General features: G+C 59.7%; 10 protein-coding genes. 4 read left to right on the top strand and 6 right to left on the bottom strand.

Features of this window, described 5'->3' with window-relative positions; translation table 11 throughout:
* Positions 1 to 54: 54 nt before the first annotated feature.
* The 5 genes from P3L18_RS16320 to P3L18_RS16295 form a co-directional block, all read right to left on the bottom strand.
* Positions 55 to 2,892, bottom strand: a complete 2,838-nt coding sequence (locus tag P3L18_RS16320; protein WP_276114675.1) for a TrlF family AAA-like ATPase — start codon at positions 2,890 to 2,892, stop codon at positions 55 to 57.
* A gap of 93 nt (positions 2,893 to 2,985) precedes the next feature.
* Positions 2,986 to 5,553 carry a DNA methyltransferase gene (locus P3L18_RS16315; protein ID WP_276114674.1) on the bottom strand — a complete coding sequence of 856 codons (2,568 nt, stop codon included), beginning with the start codon at positions 5,551 to 5,553 and terminating at the stop codon, positions 2,986 to 2,988.
* A gap of 200 nt (positions 5,554 to 5,753) precedes the next feature.
* On the bottom strand, positions 5,754 to 9,020 hold the full coding sequence (locus P3L18_RS16310; protein ID WP_276114673.1) for a helicase-related protein: 3,267 nt from the start codon (positions 9,018 to 9,020) through the stop codon (positions 5,754 to 5,756).
* Between the two features lie 1,566 nt (positions 9,021 to 10,586).
* Positions 10,587 to 10,922, bottom strand: a complete 336-nt coding sequence (locus tag P3L18_RS16300; protein WP_276114671.1) for a helix-turn-helix transcriptional regulator — start codon at positions 10,920 to 10,922, stop codon at positions 10,587 to 10,589.
* Complete coding sequence (locus P3L18_RS16295) at positions 10,919 to 12,031, bottom strand: site-specific integrase (protein ID WP_276114670.1); 1,113 nt, start codon at positions 12,029 to 12,031, stop codon at positions 10,919 to 10,921. Before P3L18_RS16295 ends, P3L18_RS16300 begins: the two co-directional genes overlap by 4 nt.
* A 444-nt stretch (positions 12,032 to 12,475) precedes the next feature.
* Between P3L18_RS16295 and P3L18_RS16290 the strand changes: the two genes are divergently transcribed.
* The 4 genes from P3L18_RS16290 to P3L18_RS16275 all read left to right on the top strand — a co-directional run bounded on the left by P3L18_RS16290 (position 12,476) and on the right by P3L18_RS16275 (position 16,529).
* Positions 12,476 to 13,609 carry a tyrosine-type recombinase/integrase gene (locus P3L18_RS16290; RefSeq protein ID WP_276114669.1) on the top strand — a complete coding sequence of 378 codons (1,134 nt, stop codon included), beginning with the start codon at positions 12,476 to 12,478 and terminating at the stop codon, positions 13,607 to 13,609.
* Positions 13,606 to 13,971 (top strand): helix-turn-helix transcriptional regulator, encoded by a 366-nt coding sequence (locus P3L18_RS16285; RefSeq protein ID WP_276114668.1) that lies wholly within the window; start codon positions 13,606 to 13,608, stop codon positions 13,969 to 13,971. Before P3L18_RS16290 ends, P3L18_RS16285 begins: the two co-directional genes overlap by 4 nt.
* Before the next feature lie 151 nt (positions 13,972 to 14,122).
* Positions 14,123 to 15,406, top strand: coding sequence for a Fis family transcriptional regulator (locus P3L18_RS16280; RefSeq protein ID WP_276114667.1), 1,284 nt, complete (start codon positions 14,123 to 14,125; stop codon positions 15,404 to 15,406).
* A gap of 67 nt (positions 15,407 to 15,473) precedes the next feature.
* Complete coding sequence (locus tag P3L18_RS16275; protein ID WP_276114666.1) at positions 15,474 to 16,529, top strand: TIGR02391 family protein; 1,056 nt, start codon at positions 15,474 to 15,476, stop codon at positions 16,527 to 16,529.
* 226 nt (positions 16,530 to 16,755) lie between these two features.
* Here P3L18_RS16275 and P3L18_RS16270 read toward each other — a convergent pair whose 3' ends face one another.
* Positions 16,756 to 18,486 (bottom strand): hypothetical protein, encoded by a 1,731-nt coding sequence (locus P3L18_RS16270; RefSeq protein WP_276114665.1) that lies wholly within the window; start codon positions 18,484 to 18,486, stop codon positions 16,756 to 16,758.
* Between the last annotated feature and the right edge of the window lie 376 nt (positions 18,487 to 18,862).

Raw genomic sequence — 18,862 nt, 5'->3', positions numbered from 1 at the left:
TCATTGACATCGTGAATGGGGAGTCTGTGCTGGACGGTGAAGCTGGTTCATTTGCTAGAACCCGTACTTCTCCTTGCGTAGGCGGAACGCTCGTTCGCCGCCCTCCATCACAGACGTGATCTCATCACGCACTTCGGCGACGTCGATCGCACCCTGTTCCTTTATGTGGCCTGCTGACTGGTCGCCGGCAGTCAGATAGGCACACACAAGCACCAGGTCGGCATCTCCGTTGACGACCAAGTTCGCGTTGTGGCTTGAGAAGATCAGCTGTCGTCGATTCTTGGACCGCCAGATCTTGGAGACGATCTGCTGCACGGTGTCGCTGTCCAGGTCATCCTCGGGCTGGTCAATGATGAGCGGAGTCCCTCCCTGAGAGAGGAGTGTCCCCAGGAGAGCAGAAGCTTGCTGCCCGGCCGAAGCGGAGTCGAACGGGATGTACTCGCCTTCTTTGGCGCGGTACTCAAATTCGGGGAAGTCGGCCAGTTCCGCCAGCGAGAGGTCAAGCCAACCGTCAGGGGTGAGCTTAGGCGCGAACCTCTTTTGGTCGGCGACTGTGAGGCCCAGCCTGGTAAGCGAAGGTGTTGCCTCCGAACTGATCTCGGCGTCTGGTTCGAGCAGGGTCAGCGACTCGAGCTCTTCGAGCACCGCCTCCCAGGTCGCCCCGGGGTCTGACTCCTTCGTCAGCTCATCAAAGAAGGCGTCGACCTTGTTTGCGCGTACATTCGAGCCAGCGATCAGTGCCTTGAACTTGGTCTGTACAGCGTCGAATCCGCGGTTGGCCGACAGAGTGGCACGGATCATTCCGTCGGAGGACGTTGCGAGCGAATCGCATTCGGCCTTCAGCGCGCTGGTTCGGTCCTTTCTCGCTTCTGCCAGTTCCGCACGATACTCGCTGTGCTTTTCGCTTGGCTGCCCGAGCGCGTCTCGGTCTGTGCGTTGACGCTGAACGAGGTCGCGCGCTGAACGTTGCTGATCCTCTAGGCTGGCAAGTTCGACCAGTTTGGCCTCATGCGCAGACGAGCGCTCCTTTACTGCCCGATATGATTCGTCGTAGTCTGCGGTCTTGGTCAACAGGGATTGGGAAGCTACTGCCAAGGCGCCCCCGTCATTGCTGATCTCATTGAGTTCGAGTTCTAGGCCACCAATCGCCGATCGCAGTCGAGTAAGAGCGCCACGTACGGCAGTGAGCAAGGCATTCGCCTCGGTCGCGACGTCTGCAGGCGCGGATTCTGGCAACTCAATGTCCGCCAGCGACGAATCAAGTGATTCTACCAAGTTGGCAAGGCTTCTTTGGGTCGTCGCAACGTGCTGGAGCCAGCTGGTCTGCGCCGACTTCACGTCATCGTGTCCAGTCTTGTCGTCAAGGACCTTCCGGTCCTCCTCCGAGATATCCGCGAGGCCATCGCGCAACGACTGGGCTTGCTCCGCCAGAGACCGAATGCGTAGGGCGCCGCGTTCGATTTCGCCCGACAGGTTCCTATAGCGCTGAAGGGTTCCGTAGTTCTCGCGCAGTCGGTCGGTGATCTCTTCTCGTTTCCGGTCAACGTATTCGAGCTGTCGTTGAATCGGCGACGTGACGAAGCGCAACAACTCGTCAACCCTGATCGCGACGCTACTCAGCTGCTTCTGGCTGTAGGCCTGTATCGGCAGCAAGCTCTGAATGGCGGCCTCGGTCACCTTCTCGAACTGACCTTCGGCGACTTTGAGCTGGGTCGTGCCGTCACCGCCATACCGGCGCACCACGTGCGTGATCCCGTTTATCACACAATGGACTTCGACATGGGCGTCAAAGGGTTTCAGCGTAGCATCGATGAGTTTGCGCTGACGCACTCGAGGATCCGCAACCTCATCATCGGCGGTTGCTTGAGCAGGTTGGTCGCACAAGGTCCAGCGAAGGTAGTCGAGCACTGTCGATTTCCCAGTACCGCGTCCACCGATGAGCGCCGTGTACTGCGGGTTGAGCGCGACATCCACCCGGCCCATGAACTTGCTGCTCGATACCACCACACGGGAAACCCAAACATTCGGTGTCGCTGGCGTGACGTGAGAGATTCGAGACTCCTGCGCCAAACATGCTTGACGGATCGCTTCGGCGGTGGGCTCGGCCCATTTGATCCAGGTCGCATACTGACCAAGAGTTGAGAAGTCGGCCTTGCGCGCGTCGGAGGTCTGAAACAACCCGAGCCTCTTTGACCCCCATGCTGCGACCTCGCCGTTGAGAATCTTCTTGGTTCCCTGATCTTTGTCGAGTAGGTCGACGCTGCCATCGAGGTACCCGCCGACCGCCACCATGTCCTTGTACTTACCCTGGAATTGCTGGCGCATGAGGGTTCGGTAGCCGCTGGGCGTGACATTTGGCAGGATGATGTATCGACCCTTGAGCCATGCGTGGTTGTCGAGCTTGGCGTGCAGTTGGTTCAGGTCGTCCGAGTCAACCAGGTTCTCTGTCTGTGGCAAAGCTTCGAGGGCCGGATCCACTGGGTAGAAATGCAAGGCCTTCAGTACGTCGTCGAGTCGATCAATCGGAAAGTCTGCGTCGAGGACCATGATCGCTTGGCATGGCACGTTGAGTGACAGTTCCAACGCGGGGAACACAACCAGGCGTTCGACATTGGGCACGTTGGTGCCATCAGGGAGCGTCTCACGTTCGGCAGCTCGCTTGATATGCGGGAAGTAGGCAAAATCGTGGTGATCAGAGATCGCAACCGCGTGGAGCCCTTTCACACGAGCTGCTCTCACAAATTCATCGGCCCAGGCGTCGCGGTCAGACGGACGGTCTCCGTCCCACTGGGTGTCGCGTGGTGTGTGCACCTGAAAGTCCGCGCGGTAGAAGTGACCGCCATTATCGGCCAATTCGAGATTTCGTCCACTAGCTTCTCTGTTAACAGTCATCCTTGGTACTCCCAAGTCCAGTTGGTCAGCGGCACGTCGTCAACTCGTCTCGACGCGTGCGCCAGTCGGGCATGTGCAAATCCATCGATTCGATTAAGCGCTGGTTGTGGATGCCTGAGCGAGCAAGGTCACCTGCCCGGTCAGCGCGGCGTATCGCTGGAACAGGATCTTTTGGCGACCGGACTCGGTGGACATGTCGCCCTGTCCGAAGAGCTTGTCGACGGCTTCGTCGAGCACGTGATGCGCCGCGAGGAGGCCGTCCGGCATCGCCACAGGGTCATACAGTTTTGCCAACGACATACCGGGCTGGGCCTCACGAGCGGCGAGGACCCCGGCGGCGGCATCAACGACGGACTTCCTCGATGCAGTGGACACCGGCGGGAGCGGGAAAGTGTTGTACGAGAAGGTTCCCGAAAACCGGGGATCCGACTTGATCCGCCCACCAACAGCTCGCATCCAGGCGATGAACATCGACGATGACAGAACTCCGAACAGGAATCCGTCTGGATCCGGTGCAGTGAACAGTAGGTCGCTAGCGATGATGTCTGCGGAGTGGTGTCCAGGTGTGAAGTAGCACCGTGAGGTGCTGACAACCTTTGGAATCGCGACGTACTCGCTACCCGGTTGCCTGACCTCACCGAACCGGTAAGGGACCGAGGCGAGCGCCTTCGTGGCGGGTCGCTTGCTCGTCAATCGGTACTCGCGGACCTTTTCGATACGCGTGGATATCAGGTCGCTCTTGGTGGCTTCGGGGAGATCACGCTGAGTGAGCCAGATGCACCAGCGATCCAGGTCGTTGATCAACTCTCGACTGCCGATGAACTTACGCAGGTACTTTCGGGCGATCGGGTCCGCGGCGAAACTCTCGTACTCGTCCGGGCCGACGACAAGATGGCCGTTGTCGTTGGCCATGCTGCCGAAGGTGACCACTGGCATAGACGGGTTCAACGGCTGAGAGCGCTTACGGACGAGTATCGACGGGCCGGTTGTGAGATACGGGCTGATGTTCGCAACTTCGCGCGCAGTTCCCTCGCCCCGAGCGTTCTCCGGGTAGGTCCACAGCACCGGCTTGGGTGAAGATCGTCGATCGAAGCCCACGATGGACACGTGAACAGCTGCCCCTTCGGCGGCCTCGGTCGTCCATTCGAACGAGCGGTGTGCGAAGCGGCAACGCCATCCGCCGTCCAGGATCGGCTGCCATAGGTCCGCGACCGGTTCGCCTTGGCAGATCGAGTTGGTGGACACGAACGCCCACCGACCATCGTTGATTCCGAAGTAGTCTAACGTCTTGCGATACCAGCCGGTCACGTAGTCGAAATTGGCATTCATTCTCGAACCCCAGACGGCGGACAGATCGGCCTTCTGCTCGGGCTCCATCGTCCGGCCTCCGTTGAACGGCGGATTGCCCAACACAATGACGTGCTCACTTGCAGGAAGCACCTTGGCCCAGTCGGTGTGGAGCGCATTTGAGTGGTCAATTCGCGGAGCGATTTTGACGGGTAGTCGGTCGGGCGCGATGCCGAACTCGACGGCCATCTGCTGGTTTGCGAGGTGGTCGACGAGCAGCATCGCGGTTTCCGCGATGCGCGCTGGCCACTCCTCGATCTCGATGCCGTAGAAGTGGTCGAGGGTGACCTTGATGTCGCCTGTGACGTCGAGGCTCAGCTGGGCTCGTTCGACCTTCTTGGAGGAGGCTTCGGCCATGTCGAGGTCACGGCGGCGTTTGAGGATCTCTAGTTCGAGGGCTCGCAGCTCGCGGTAGGCGACGACCAGGAAGTTGCCACACCCACAGGCTGGGTCCATGTAGCGATCGCGACCGACATCGTTCTGCAGCTTTGTGAGCTGGGCCTTGTCGTCCCAGCTGCGGTCAAGTCGATCGCGATACTCGTCAAGGAACAGCGGTCGGATCGTTTTGAGTATGTTCTCCTCTGTGGTGTAGTGCTCGCCGCCGTACCGGCGGGCTGCCTTGCTCTTGACGGTCTGGAACATCGACCCGAACACCGCTGGTGAGATGATTGACCAGTCGAACTCGCACGCCGCGATCAGCGCATCACGGAACGCCGAGGTCAGCGTGGGTAGCCGTAGTGGGTCTCCGAAAAGTCCACCATTGATGTATCGAAACGCCGCATATGGGCTGTCGACGGGAAGCTGGCGCTGCTTCTCATCAGTGTCGAGAACCTCGAACAAGCCCTGCAGATCCTTGTGAAGATTTGCCGCGGTGGTGTTCTCACGCAGGTACCGCTCGAACAGACCTTCCGGCTTCCACATGTCGGCGTCGTCACCAAACAGCAGGAATAGCAGCCGGGCAAGAAGCAGGGTGGCGTCGTGTTCGCCGACGCCAGCGGCTTCGAGTTCGGTGTAGAGGGTGCCCATAAGTCGGGCTGCGGCGACGGATGCGGTTTCGGCTTCGTGGTCGAAGGCGTCACGCATCTTGTCGAGTAGGGCGACGAGGGTGATGTCGGTATCGAAGTCGAGTTCGATCGCTTGTAACCGGTCGGTCAGGTGTGTGGCCTGGTCACCGACGTGGTGTTCGTGAACGAGGAGTTTGGCGTTGGCGCTGCCGAGCTGGGCGCGTCTCGGCCAGCGCCATTCCTGTCTGCGTTCGTTACTGAAGATGACGAGGCGTTCGTGGTTATCCTTGCCGACAAGCACGTCGATCATTCGCTGTGTCTTGCGTGGCGGGAGCACGGGACAGTGCCAGATGCGCAGTCCCTTGTAGTCGGCGACCTGCGTGAGTGAGTAGGTCTCGTCATCGACCTCGATTGTGAGGTCAGGGCGGTCTGGGTTGTTCCAGCCGAGCTCGTCGATGAATAGGGTGCGGAATTCCCGTGTGTCGACGAGGTCGAGGAGGCGGGTGCTAGTCACGAACGAACTCCCATGCTGGAAACAATGCGGATCGGATCATTGCCGGTGCGAGTGGCGATGACGAGCTGCCCATCATTGTGGAGGGCGGTGATTAGGGCGGTCAGGTCGTCGTTGTCGGCCCCGTTTCGGACGGCCCGGCGCAGGCGGTGCTCGGCGTCCTTCATCAGGGGATGCTGGTACAGCGCTTCGAGGGCGAGTTCGGTGTCGGCGGCGTGATTGTGGAGGGTTCCGCTAAGCCGGTTCCACAGGGTGCGACGTACTCCACGCGGCCGGCCGGCCGCAACGTGAGGGTTGGCAAGGTCGCCGCGAACGAGCGTTTCGAGGAGACTGTCATGGTCGTCGGCATGCTCGAGACCGTGTTCTTCGGGAGTGGCTTCGAAAGCCCGGAGCACCTCATAGCCGGTGAGCAGACTAGTCTCCCCGTCGGTGGTGGCGCATCCGAACCCGTCGATCCCGGATTCTGTTCTCACGTAACAGATCACGCCGTCATTGATGTCTGAGAGGCGTCGGGTGCGGGTCGCCGAGATCATGTCCGGGAGGCTGGCGATCTTTGCCGCTAGTTCCGGGGTGTCCTTCTGTGCCTGGTGCCAGCGTTGGTAGGCGAGGCTTGAGGCGTCGACGTCGTCGGCTGCATCTTGATCGTCGAGGTTGCCATTGTAGAGGTCGGTGATGGCCTTGACTTCGGTGTCACTCCCGAAGAACTGCTCGTCGGAGCCGAACGCCTCGGCGTTGGCGTGCAGGCGGTCGCTGATGCGTTGCCGCAGGGAGATGACATTGTCGACGGACTCGTGGAAGAACGAGTACAGCAGGACTGTGTCGGCGTTCTGGCCGACGCGATCGACGCGGCCGGCACGCTGGATCAAACGGATGATCGCCCACGGCAGGTCGTAGTTGACCACGATGTGCGCGTCCTGGAGGTTCTGGCCTTCGCTAAGGACGTCGGTGGCGATCAGGATGCGCAACTCGTCGTCGGGTGTGGTGGCGGTCTGCTGGCCGGGGAGCGTATTCGAGCGGGGGGAGAAGCGGTGCGCGAGGCGCGTTGGGTCCTCGCTGTCACCGGTGGCGACCCCGACCCTGGGGATGCCAGCGGCTTCCAATGCGGCGCCGATGTAGTCGGCGGTGTCCTTGTATTCAGTAAACACCAGCACCTTTTCGTTCGGATGATTGGCGCTCAGCAGGGTGAGAAGGGCGTCGAGTTTGGAGTCCCGTTCCGGCGTCCAGTTTCCGTAGCTGGCAAGGAGGGACCATAGGGTGTTTGTGTCGGTGGCCAGATCTTGACGCAGATCTTTGGTGAAGATGTCTGGCCTGACCCAGGTCAGCCCCGCCGGATTCGCTTCTCGGAGTGCCTCGTAGCGCAGCGAAGCTTCCTGACCCACCTCGTCCGCGGTAGGAATCTTGTCGTTGTTTGGGTCTTCGTCTTCGCCGAAGGTGTTCTCAGTGATGGTTCCGGTCGGTATCGCCAGGTCGTTGTCGATCGCGTACGAGAATAGTTCGTTGCGGGCGATGTGCCGTTTGAGCGAGAGGGTGAAAGAGTGCCCGCACGAGGACAAGCGTTTGTAGAAGGTGGTGCGGACGAACCCGGCGACGTTGCCGCGTCCGCGGGTGAGATTGTCGACAAACTCCTTCTCCGATTCTCCGAGTTGGGCGGTCTTCGAGATGTAGCTGCCGAGTTCGTAGCGGGGCAGGATCAGTTTGGTCATGGCGTCGAGGGTCGTGTCGCTAGCCATCAGCACGGCTGGATCCTCGGGGCCGAAGGAGTGATCGACGGGCTTTGGGATCCTCTGCGGGAACTGGAAGCAGGTACCGTCCGCGAACTCAAGATACTGCCGCCCGTTCTCGTCCGTAAGCGAGTAGTTGTTCTTGATAAAGGTGCGGGTGCGCCGCACCAGGTGCTCACTCATCAACCGCTTCCAGTCGTCGGGATCCTCCGAGCGTCGGAATGCGGCCATCGTGGTCGTCTTACCGTCGACTTTGTCCGCCAGACGCGGATCGGCGGACAGCGCGTTGACCGGTGCGATCCCGAGGTCGTCGTCATCGTCGATGTAGAGGGCAAGCTGGTTCGCCACGTCTTGGAACCGGACGTTGTACGGTGTGGCGGTTAGCAGCAGAGCCTTGCTGTCGTTGACGTGGATGTAGTCCTGGATAGCCTTGTAGTCGCGGCGGGTGTCGTTGCGCAGTGTGTGGGATTCGTCGACGATGACGAAGGCGTACCGCCGGAGGTCGGGCAGGATCGTGTGCGCCATGCTGTAGGGAACAACCCGACCATGCAGCTCGTATGCTTCGAAGTGTTCCTCCCACATCGAGACCAGGTTCTTCGGGCACACCACCAATGGCATGTATCCGTGCTCATCTCGCAGCATCAACGCGACAGCGATCGCGGTGAGAGTCTTGCCAAGACCGACGACGTCACCGAGCATTGTGCCGCGTTTGGTCATGATTCGACGTGCCAGCGTCTGCACCGCGGTGGCCTGGTAGTCGAGCAACTGCTTGCCGATCTCGGAGGGCACCGAGTACTCGGCCAAACCCTCACGCACGTCACGGGAGAGGTCATAGCAGACCTTCAAGAACACCTCATACGGGCGGCGAGGCTCTATGCGAACCCAGGATTCATCGAGCAGGTCCAGCACGTCGGCGGTGACGGGCCGGCTGAACCTGTCGTTCCAGCGGTCCTCGAACCACTGTGCCAAGGTTTCGGCGCCCGAGGTGTCGAGAACGTCAACGTTGAGTTCGAGGTTGAGGGTCAGACCGGGAGCGGTGAGGTTCGAGGAGCCTACGAAACCGGTGATCGGGTTGTTCAGGTCCTGCCGATGGCATATGTAGGTCTTGCCGTGCAGGGGCCGGCGCGTGAACACCTTGATCTCTACCGCGCCCTGGGCGAGCAGATCCCGCAGCGACTGCAACGCCACGCGGTCTGCGTTGGTCGGAAGCCCTCGCATCAGCTGTGTGCGTAGCTGTTCGAGCAACTGTGCCTTGCGTTCTCGGGCCGCATTCGCGTCAGCGTCCGGCCGAGGGGTGCCGTCGACGTCGGCCTGTAGATCCTCCAACGTCTCCTGCTGCGGGCCTGCCATGACCATCCCGATCAGGACTCGCACCACCGGACCGGTTGCGCCAGCGGCAACTTTTTCCTTAACCAGGGCGTCGAACGCACCCCAGCCGCGAAGGTTGAAGTAGCCAACTGCGACGTCCATCCGGTCCGAAACCTGCAGCGACTGCTGAAGGTGGGTACCCAGGTTGGACTTGATGTTGTCAAAGATCCGTGTCATACGGGTCCATACTCCTTACGATCCGGTCGTGAGGCGCCGCGTAAAAAGTAGTCCGCAGTCGCTGTCTGCATGCGCCGTCATGTGCCCGGCCTAGGTGTGCTGGTATATCTGCCCCACGGCTCGGAAGCGAGATCAGCATGCTTTTGCGTCACCCGGTCGCTATACCCGAGCATCTCAGCGACGACTGGAGCTGGGACTTGGGTGACAAGCTCCCGAATCGCGGTGTTCCGTGCGCCGAGCAGGTTGATCCCAAGTTCGCGGAGTCGGTCCATCAAAGTGTTGGGGTGCAGATGCTCGCCAGGTCTGTAACCGGGGAAGAGCCATGGACTGTCTGGTCCGCTCGTTCGTAGGTTGGGACGTTGGGCAATGTGTTGCCGAAGGAGCGAATCGAATGGGGCGGGGACAGGGGAGGGTGTCACCCCGAGCTGCAAAGCTAGACCGTCTGGGGAGATGATCACTTTCGCCATGGGTAGCTCGGCGATCTTCACGAGCGGCTGAGCATAGAGAAGCAGGAGCGTACCGGCCACGCGGTAGGGAAGTGACTCACTGTTGCCTTCGAGGAGTTCTCGGATCCATGCGAGTCGTTGGTCCTGTGTGAGCAGTCGTACAGACTTAGCCTGACGAAACCCAAGGGACACTGAACGATTGATGCGTGAGTTCGCGCACCACACAAGGAAAGTTCGGATCGAGTGGCGCGTTGTCGGACCTGTCGACACCCATTGGTCAACGTCCTGCTGGACGCAAGTTGCGATTGTGCGGCTGTGCTCGTCGTGAAGCCACTGAAGGAACTTCAGAGTCTCCGTGATCTCTTGCTTGGATGAGTGAACTGGCCCCCGTGTTGAGTTGCCGGCGAGGGCAATCTCGTTGATCCGTCGCAGATGATGCCAGGTAGCAAACTGACGAACAGGTCGCTCGATGTCAACATCGGCAACGTTGGCGAGCTTCCCTTCGAGCCATCGTTCGAAGAGGGCGATGTATTTATCGCGAGGGGGAAGTGCCTGGTGGTGTAAGAGGACTGATCGGAGGTGCTCAACGTGTTTGCCGCTCGGTTCAAATTGATCCAGCCCGTCATGGCTGAGTTGTGTCGTACCGGAGGCTATCGCTGAAAGTAGGTTCCGGACCTTGTCGGAGCGCTTCCACGTGAGGATGCTTTCCGGCCGGTCTGCGGCGCATAGCGCATCGATCAGGGTCTTGATGCCACTGGGGGAACCGTCATGCAGTAGGTCGCGTTCCAGGTCGGATCGTAGTGCGCAACGCGCGCAGTTTCCCCGACGGTAGGGGCGTGCTTCCTGCTCGCATGTGCGGCAGTGATAGTCCTGACGGATTTTCGCGCAGTCACGGCAGACGGACTGGTCTCCGATGTCTAAGCGACCAAGGAGCATTCGGTGTATTCCGCAACTTGGGCATGGGCCGTGGATGCTCGTGGCGTCGTAGTAGCAAGAGTTGCAGATCTTGCCGTCTGGCCATGTGACGGCAGCCTTGCGCATGTGGCGTTCACAGCGAGCGCACTGAAGATCTCCGTCGGTTGCTTGAGGTCGTCCGCGAGCAGTGTTGCGTCGGCGTGGTTCAATCGTCGTCACTGACAATCCTTGCTCGTCGTGGACGGACAGACTTGTTCAATTCGACGACGTTCTCGCGGCCGGCGCTGGCTGCCTTTTTGCGAGCGTTGGTGGCGGTCACGGTCACCAGATCCTCTGGGCCACAGTCGAAGATGTCGCAGAGCGCGGCAATGAGTTTGAGTGAAACACGCTCGGGACGTTGATGAACCAGCCGGTAGACCTGTGGCCGGGAAAGTGTGATTCCGCGTTCGTTGAGACGGGGGATGAGGTCAGTACTGTTGTGCATCTGGTTGCCGGCCATCAGTTCCGCGAGCCGCCATGTGTAATCGACGTCGCGTTTCACGATGCGCCACCATTTTCGGTGGTGGAGGAAAGAGCGGCCGAGATCGTCGCATCGAGCGCGGTGCGGAGGGTTCGGGTGCGGTAGTCGCTGCTGACGCAGCTGTAGATGGCGGTGGTGGATGCGTGTTCATGTCCCATTTGGTGTTGGACGAACATCGAGTCCCATCCGTCTTCGAGTAGGTGTGTCGCGTACGAACGTCGGAAGGAGTGAAGGTCGAGTCCGGACGAGAGGTCGAGGTCGTCGCAGTAGCGGCGGAATCGACGGATGAGAGTTGTTTCCGACACTAGATTTCCGCGTTCGCTGGGGAACAGGTCGATTCCATCATCCATGTGGGGCTGGCCGTTCTCAAGCCAATCTGCAATGACCTCCGGAGTCCAATCGAAGACAGTGAGTACGCCACGACGTTTGGGAGGCGAGCCCTTTTTGGCTTTGCCGTAGCGCACATTGACGACGCCGAACTTGCCGAACTCTTTGGCGTGGGGGTTCCGCGCGAAGTCGACGGTTTGGAGGTGGGCCAGTTCGTTGAACCGCAGACCGTAGGAGTATGCGAGCTTGAACATCACCGAATCACGATAGGCGGGAAGCCATCCCTTACGCCCTGATGCCGAGACCGTGGAAACCTGTTCATCGGCGTGGTCGAAGAAGTCCTGAATCTCACGCTTGGTGAATGCGCGCTTGTCTGGCCGTAATTCGTTCTCCTGGACATGCTGCGCGGTGTTCCAGTCAAAGAAGACCTGCGAGGGATGCGTACCGAAGAGTTCCTCGCAGACGCGGTCCCAGCCGTAGTCCGGGTTGGCGACATAGGAGCAGAACTGCCGCAGACCGACCTGGTAGGACCGGATCGATGACTGGGAGAGATTGTGGATGGATCGTAGATCGCCGAAGAACTCGTCGACCATCGCCACTGTCCAGGTCCACGGATGCTCGTTCGAGTGTTGTACGAACCGCTCAACCTGCTTGATCCGGGCGTCGATCGTTTCGAAGCGCAGGTTGCGACTGAGTTGTTGGTTGCGCCATCCCTGAAGCATTTCAGCCAGGGTCTGTTCCTCAGGATGCAGCGGCCGGACGGCATTGACGAGATACGCGCGACCAACGTCGTCCACCGCCATGGAATGCCTCCGCAGTCTGTCTCATCTGTTGCATCAATGATTCATCGGATGCATCATCATGTCAAGACCCCAGGTCAGCGAGGCGCCTACTGAATCCGCGGACGACGTCTATGCGTGTCGCACATGCCGTGCGACGGATGCGGATCGCAACGGAAATCCATGGTGGACAGGTGATTTGACGCGGCAATGGGAGACACGTCCGGCGGTCCGACCATGATTCATCGGATGCAATATGCAGTGGTTTAGTTGACATAATATTAGTTATCGGCTCAGAACTAGGACGAGTTCAAATAGATGAGAGGACTCGTCCTGGCGAATCTTGAGTGAAACTGCTGGCTACGACCCGTGGCGAATTGCCGGGTCGCACCGGTCCAGTAGCTCAATCTGCAGATCAGCATCGTTAGATGCAAACAGATGAGAGATTCTCGCGCTACACTTGCGATCATGCAGAGTGTTCCAGGTCGGCTACCAGACTTCCTGTCGAAAGGTGTCGTCGGCCTGCTGCGGCCCGAGGACCGCGTGTTCGAGGCGATGCTGGATGGCTGGCGAGCGCAGATGCTGGCCCGTGGCCTCGGTGTGCCATTCATCCAGTCGTCGTGCAGCCTGGTATCTCGCTTCCAGGAACACTCCAACGAGTACCCGTGGACGTGGCAGCCCGTCCACGTCGATGAGTTCCTGGCAGACCGGCGAACCGGCCCCAAAGCCGTCTCCGTGTCGACGCTGCGCGCGAACGCGGGCACGATCAGGGCCTTCTGCTATTACGTCACTGACGAAAGGTACGGGTGGGCTGCCTTCTGTAGCAAAGCATTTGAGGATGTTCCCGCCCAAGTCGTGTTCGAGTGGAACACCCCGCGCCACAAGACCGATGACGCCATTCCGGCCGGCCGGCGTAGCTTCACTCAGACCGAGTTGCAAACATTCTTCGATGCCTGCGACGACCTTGTCGACCGGGAGTTCGGCAAGGGTTCGAAGCGCTGGCTTCCGCTGATGCGAGACTCCACTGCGTTCAAGGTGTGCTACGCCTACGGACTGCGGCGTCGGGAGCTCGCGATGCTCGACTACCACGACTTCGGCCCGAACCCACACGTCGACAAGTACGGCAACTATGGCGCTGTCCAGGTCCGCTATGCCAAAGGCATGTCGGGATCAGGGCCTCGCCGACGCACAGTCCTCACTGTGCCTGAATTCGACTGGGTGGTCGACCTTCTCGAGCACTGGCTCTCGGCACAAGGACGCGAACAATTCGCCACAGCCGACCGCTCGGCATCGATGTGGCCGTCCGAACGCGCCGGCGCCACGGGCATTCGCAACTTCAATCGCACGTTTACTACGGTCCGCGAGCTGGCTGGGCTGCCGGCAGAGTTGAAGATGCATTGCCTCCGCCACTCGTACGTTACCCATCTCCTTGAAGCCGGATACGATCCGATGTTCGTCCAGCAGCAAGTCGGTCATGCGTACTCATCTACCACCGCTCTCTACACCTCGGTCTCGGCAGACTTCAAACAAAAAACCATCCAGCGGATGATCCAGCAACGAATCGTCACACGTGACGAAAGACATGTAGGGAAGGACACGTGAGCGAGCAACGCCGGGTCGGCTACCACTGGAATCTGCGCCAACGGATGGCCGATCACAACCTTTGGAAGACAACGGAACTCATCCCGTTGCTGAAGTCCCGCGGTATCAACCTGTCGAATGCTCAGGTCCACCGACTGGTGACCGGCACTCCCGAACGGATCCCTGCCCGTACGTTCGCTGCGTTGTGCGACATCCTTGAATGCACACCCAACGATCTGTTCGAGCCGTACGTCGAGATGCGCGCTGCAGCCACGGCCGACGCACCAGCCAACCCGGCCGATCTCGGCATCGGCGAGAAGCGCTCCGTTGCCCGCCGAATCCGAGTTGTCCGCGGTGATGATGGCGATGGCAAGACCACGTAAACCCGAGGACCCACAACGATGGGAAGTCCCGTGCGACCGATGCGGTGAGCACCGGGAATGTGTCGTCACCTGGCAGGGCCTCGGGGTGTGCGGTTACTGCTACCAAGCAGCGAAACGTACCCGGGGCGTGTGCGCGTGCGGTCACGATGGAGTGTTGCCAGGAATCATCGACGGAAAGCCGGCGTGCCGCAGTTGCACAGGGATCAAACTCAACGTCGACTGCGTTGAGTGCGGCGCCGAAGATGAACTATACGCCCACGGCCGCTGCTGGCGATGCGTCCTGGGATCGACCGTCGACCGACTGTTGACGAATCCAGAGACTGGCATCATCAATGATGAACTGAAACCCTTTGCAACTGCACTGAAGTCGATGAAACGAGCCAACAGCGGCCTGACCTGGATTAATCAAGAACACGTCACGGCGTTCCTCACTGAATTGGCCCGCATGCCGCTCGTTTCCCACGATGTCGTCGACCAACTCCCCCGATCGCGCACCCGAGAATACGTCCGGGAACTCCTGGTCACCCACCAGATCCTGCCGGCCAGAGATGGACTGCTGCACCGTTACATCGACTGGTCAAACGACGCCCTCAACCGACTGAATTCAGCGGAGCATCGCGATATCGCCAACCGCTACATCCGCTGGCACCACCTACGGCAGATGCATTCCATGGAGTCGGTGTCGCACGGGACATTCTTGCGATCTAAGCAAACCGTCACCGTCACAATCGATTTCCTCAACTGGCTCACCGACCGGGACGTCTCGATCGGCGACCTATCCCAAGCAGATCTGGACGCGTGGCAGGCCGAAGGTCCGAGCACACGAGAGTTCGCCATTCGATTTCTTGCGTGGGCGATCAAGACCAAGCTGGTCGCAGCGGACCTCGCAATGACACCTCATCGACGTGGCACCAGCGCGAAAATGAGTGTTGAGGACCAGCGAGACGTCGTCGACGGCCTCACGTCAAACCAACCGTCGCTCAATCCTCGAGATCGAGCCGCGGCGATCCTCGTGCTCGTCTTCGGCCAGCAGATCGATCGCGTTGTCAAACTCACTTGGAACGACGTGATTGTCTCCGACGAACTCGTCACCGTCACACTCGGTGGCATCGCCATCGCGCTGCCGGCGCCCCTCGATGAACCATTCCGGTACCTTGCTGGGGAACGTGACCTCGCGAATACCGCCGCGCACCCGGCCACTAACTGGGTATTCCGCGGCTATCTTCCCGGCCAGCATATCGACCCGAGCCACCTACGGAACCGGTTGAGGTCGACGTTCAGTACCCGGGCGGCCCGGTTGGGCACCTTGCATGAACTCACCAAGCTCGCACCCGTAGCGATACTCGCGGACACGCTCGGCTACTCCCCTGCCACCATCGAGCGACACGCAGTCGCGTCGGCCGCCACATACGCCCAATACGTGGCTAACCTATGAAGCTGGGACAAAGCGCGCGGGGTCGTGCCCCATGCTTGGCTGGTTTCTGGAGTATTAAACTGCCGAAATGAAGGAAGTTGACATGGCGGACAATGTGGAAAGTGCAGCGCAGCCGTCGGGCCTGCCGCAGCTTCATCGCTTGATTGTCAGTTCGAGCGGCGCGTTGTTCGCGAACGGGCACTACGACGAAGCTGTGTTTAAGGCGTACAGAGCTGTCGAGGATCGCGTAAAGCGGCTGAGCGGAAAGTCGGAAATCGGCAAGCGGCTGATGACCTACGTCTTTAATGAGAACGCGCCGACACTCGATGTCATATCGCCGAATGCCGATGAGGACCAAGGGGCCGATGAGCGCGAAGGCTTCAAGTTTCTATTCATGGGGAGCGCGCAAGGCTTGCGGAATCCGCGAGGTCATGGCGGTGACCTCGATACTCCCGAAGATGAAGCAGTAGAGATGCTTGCTCTCGCAAGCCTATTGATGCGAGCGCTGGATCGAGCAGAGGAGCAGCAGCTTCGGCAGCCACCCGAACCTGACACAGCTGGTGAGTGGGATGGCGACACGGATGTTGAAGACGACGAAACAGGAATCCTAGATCTGATTGCGATCGCAGAAGATGCCATGCCGAAGCTGAGCGCGACAATCGAAGAGATGGCGGTGTGTCTGACGAAGATTGGAACGATTGCAACCGAATACACGCCAACGATGAATGAGGCATCGCAGTCAACAAGCATGGCTGCGAGATTAGCGGTTGTGAACTCGCTTGCGACCGAGCTCAGCTCACCGACTGGGAGGTTTCGGGAATTGGCGGCTGACTACGTTGGCCAAATGGTCGATCTCAATGGCGGAATTGACGCACTCATTCACATGAAGCCTTTCGCGGAAATGTCTATGGAAGATCAGGCCGAGTACCTTGTACTCGCAGAGTCGGTTCGAAACTTGCGCGACGGCAGCATCGCGGGCGTGGGCGGCGCGGCGACGCTGAGCCAGCAGCTTCGGGACGTGGCCAAACTCAGCAGGTCCTTGAAGAAGCCATCTGCTGACCTTAGGGACGGGGTTCAGCAGATGAAGAGTGTCCAGCACTACTACGACGAGTGGGTCGAGGGATTCAGAGCAGCAGGCATCTGAAGAGTCTGGGTCGAGCTGGATCACCCACACGGAAGGAAACACCTACCCGTTTCACCCGGTGCGGGCGTCAGATCAGACATAGCAGTGCCCATCGGAGAGGCCCGTGATTGCGTTCGTCTTGGCGAAGCTATGTTCTGCCCTCTCCCGTTACCAGTTTATGCGTTACCGTCGCGATGAGGGGACAGAGCGAAGCGGTCTCCTCACCAAGTGAATGACGGTGGGTGGGTCACGGGAGCTCGCGCGTCTGAACTCGCCCAGGTTGCTCGTCACCATCGAACCGCAGCATCTGCGCGCGGTCCTCGCCCGTGGGAACAGCGACGAGCTGCGTCGCTGTTAGTTCGGTGACTCGACCTTGAAGGATAGCCATGCGCTTGCCGACCTCTAGACGCCCCGAGTCCAGCGATATCTCAAGCGCCTGCACGACACGGAACATGGCTTCGTCACCGACCTGGAAAGGGAAGTCTTGGTCTGGTTCCAGGTCCACCCTGATCTCTGGCCAGGTGAAGGAAATCGCCTCTCCCGAAAGAAGCTTCGCTACATCTATCATCTCAAGTGCCTGGTCCCCGGTGTAGCTCGATGGGAAGAGGATACGTTTTGTGGTGTGCTGCTGGATGGTCACCAATGCGCGCGCAACCTTCGCCAGGCGAACCACACTGATGTCGCGTTCTCTTCCGGATGCCGATGTAGACATGGCTGAGAACTGACGCGGGCCGTATGCGGTAGATACCCCCAAAGTGTTTGGGTCGTGCAGATTTGCGATGAACTCGAGACTGTCAACGATGTCGGCAGGCCGGCGCCCGGCAGGGTCTGTGGTCATTCGCATATTGACCGTCAAGTTGGGGTACTCGCTAGCGAGAATTTCGAGACGCACGAATTCAGACGGGTCCTCCCAGACTGTTCGCGTTCCCCCAGCGGGTCCTCGTGTGTGCTCAACCAGTCGCACTTCTAGTTCCGCAAGCGTGCTCTCATCAGGTGAAAGCACGGCGACGACCAATTCGGTTTCCGTGTGTTCCTCACGTGCAGTTTCCGAGGGCGATATGGACAGCTCCACGTTGTCGTCGCTATCGATGACTCCCAATCCACCCGGGAGTGAGAGGCGGACGTTCACTGTGCCTCTCGGGAGCGAAACCGGTGTGCCGAACTCGTGGTAGCGGCGGTACTCCGTATCGAGGTCGCTGCCTTCGTCAATCTTTACGCTGTACTCACCCGTGATCGGGCGTTCCTCGAGGGCCGCCAAACTCCGAGCAAAGATGCTAATCAATAACCAGCCGTCCGGTGACCCGTACGACGCTAGAGCAACGATGCCCGCCCGGTTGGCTTCGTATCTATCGGGCGGTGACTCGGTCATGGACAGCTCGTATCGGTAGTGCGGATCGTAGGCATTGATTGCCTTATAGATCGTCATCAGGTCCGAACGAACGTCCATCGGTTGCAAAGCCTCACCGGGAGTACGGTCCGCTCGTCGAGCGATCACGCCTGCGAGCAAATCTGTCTGATGCTGCAACCTGTCTTTGCCGTCACGGAGATAGTAGTCGATGACCATAGGATTCTGGGCCGCGAACAGATCAAGGCGGTTCAGGCCAACCCAACGGCACGGGAAATCGACATCGGCCGTCATCTCGTCGAACCATGCCTCATTCGCCGGGGTGGGATCGAGTGGCAGCACAAGGGACCACGACGAGATCTCCCACTGCTCGGCCTCAGCAGTCTTCAGCAATTCCTCGAACGACGCCCTGATCTTCCGCTTCTGCGAGTTGGTCAAGTTCGAGGCGAATTTTTTGACTTGGTACACGTCGCGTAGCACGCGATCGTCCGACAGTGGAACGAAGACATCCACGCCGCCGTCGCCTCGGCCCGGCCGAAGCCGCCACGCATTCGGGTACTCAGTGCATAACAGCATGGCGACGACTGCTTCAACGTCTTCGCCACTCTGTCGGGTCCACTCGACTCGCGCCATCACTACATCTTCCCAGCCCGCCCGATCCTGGCACTGCTGCGACGCGTACGGACGCGTGAGTTTCAAGGACAACTGCCCCGTAGTCGCGTGCCAGTCGGATCGCCCCGGCTGCCTAACCGTTCTACGACTGGCGGACAACTCGTCCTACCTCAACACGACTCGTTACCAGTTGAATGATGCTGGGGGAGATTAGTTCTCGTGATCAAGTGTAAATGATCGCCGAGAATGGCGAAATGTCACCGACTTGGCGAAATTGCCGGCTGTTTTGTCGTCGTTTGACAAGAACTTGGGGCCTGACTGAGCTTCGATTGCGATGTGCTTAATACAGCTCTTTGTGTGCTTGGCGTGAGATGTGCTGTCCGCGTGCGTGTTCGGA

The organism is Gordonia sp. N1V, assembly GCF_029269935.1.
In the GTDB taxonomy this organism is placed as follows: Bacteria; Actinomycetota; Actinomycetes; order Mycobacteriales; family Mycobacteriaceae; genus Gordonia; species Gordonia polyisoprenivorans.
Note: the sequence above shows the minus strand (reverse complement) of the source record. Positions and strands in the feature narration are given on the sequence as shown.

What these genes read in the sequence shown, in the direction of transcription:
- P3L18_RS16320 (WP_276114675.1), bottom strand. Translation starts at nt 2,892, where the DNA reads ATGACTGTTAACAGAGAAGCTAGTGGACGAAATCTCGAATTGGCCGAT.
- P3L18_RS16315 (WP_276114674.1), bottom strand. Translation starts at nt 5,553, where the DNA reads ATGATCGACGTGCTTGTCGGCAAGGATAACCACGAACGCCTCGTCATC.
- P3L18_RS16310 (WP_276114673.1), bottom strand. Translation starts at nt 9,020, where the DNA reads ATGACACGGATCTTTGACAACATCAAGTCCAACCTGGGTACCCACCTT.
- P3L18_RS16295 (WP_276114670.1), bottom strand. Translation starts at nt 12,031, where the DNA reads ATGGCGGTGGACGACGTTGGTCGCGCGTATCTCGTCAATGCCGTCCGG.
- P3L18_RS16290 (WP_276114669.1), top strand. Translation starts at nt 12,476, where the DNA reads ATGCAGAGTGTTCCAGGTCGGCTACCAGACTTCCTGTCGAAAGGTGTC.
- P3L18_RS16275 (WP_276114666.1), top strand. Translation starts at nt 15,474, where the DNA reads ATGAAGGAAGTTGACATGGCGGACAATGTGGAAAGTGCAGCGCAGCCG.
- P3L18_RS16270 (WP_276114665.1), bottom strand. Translation starts at nt 18,486, where the DNA reads ATGGCGCGAGTCGAGTGGACCCGACAGAGTGGCGAAGACGTTGAAGCA.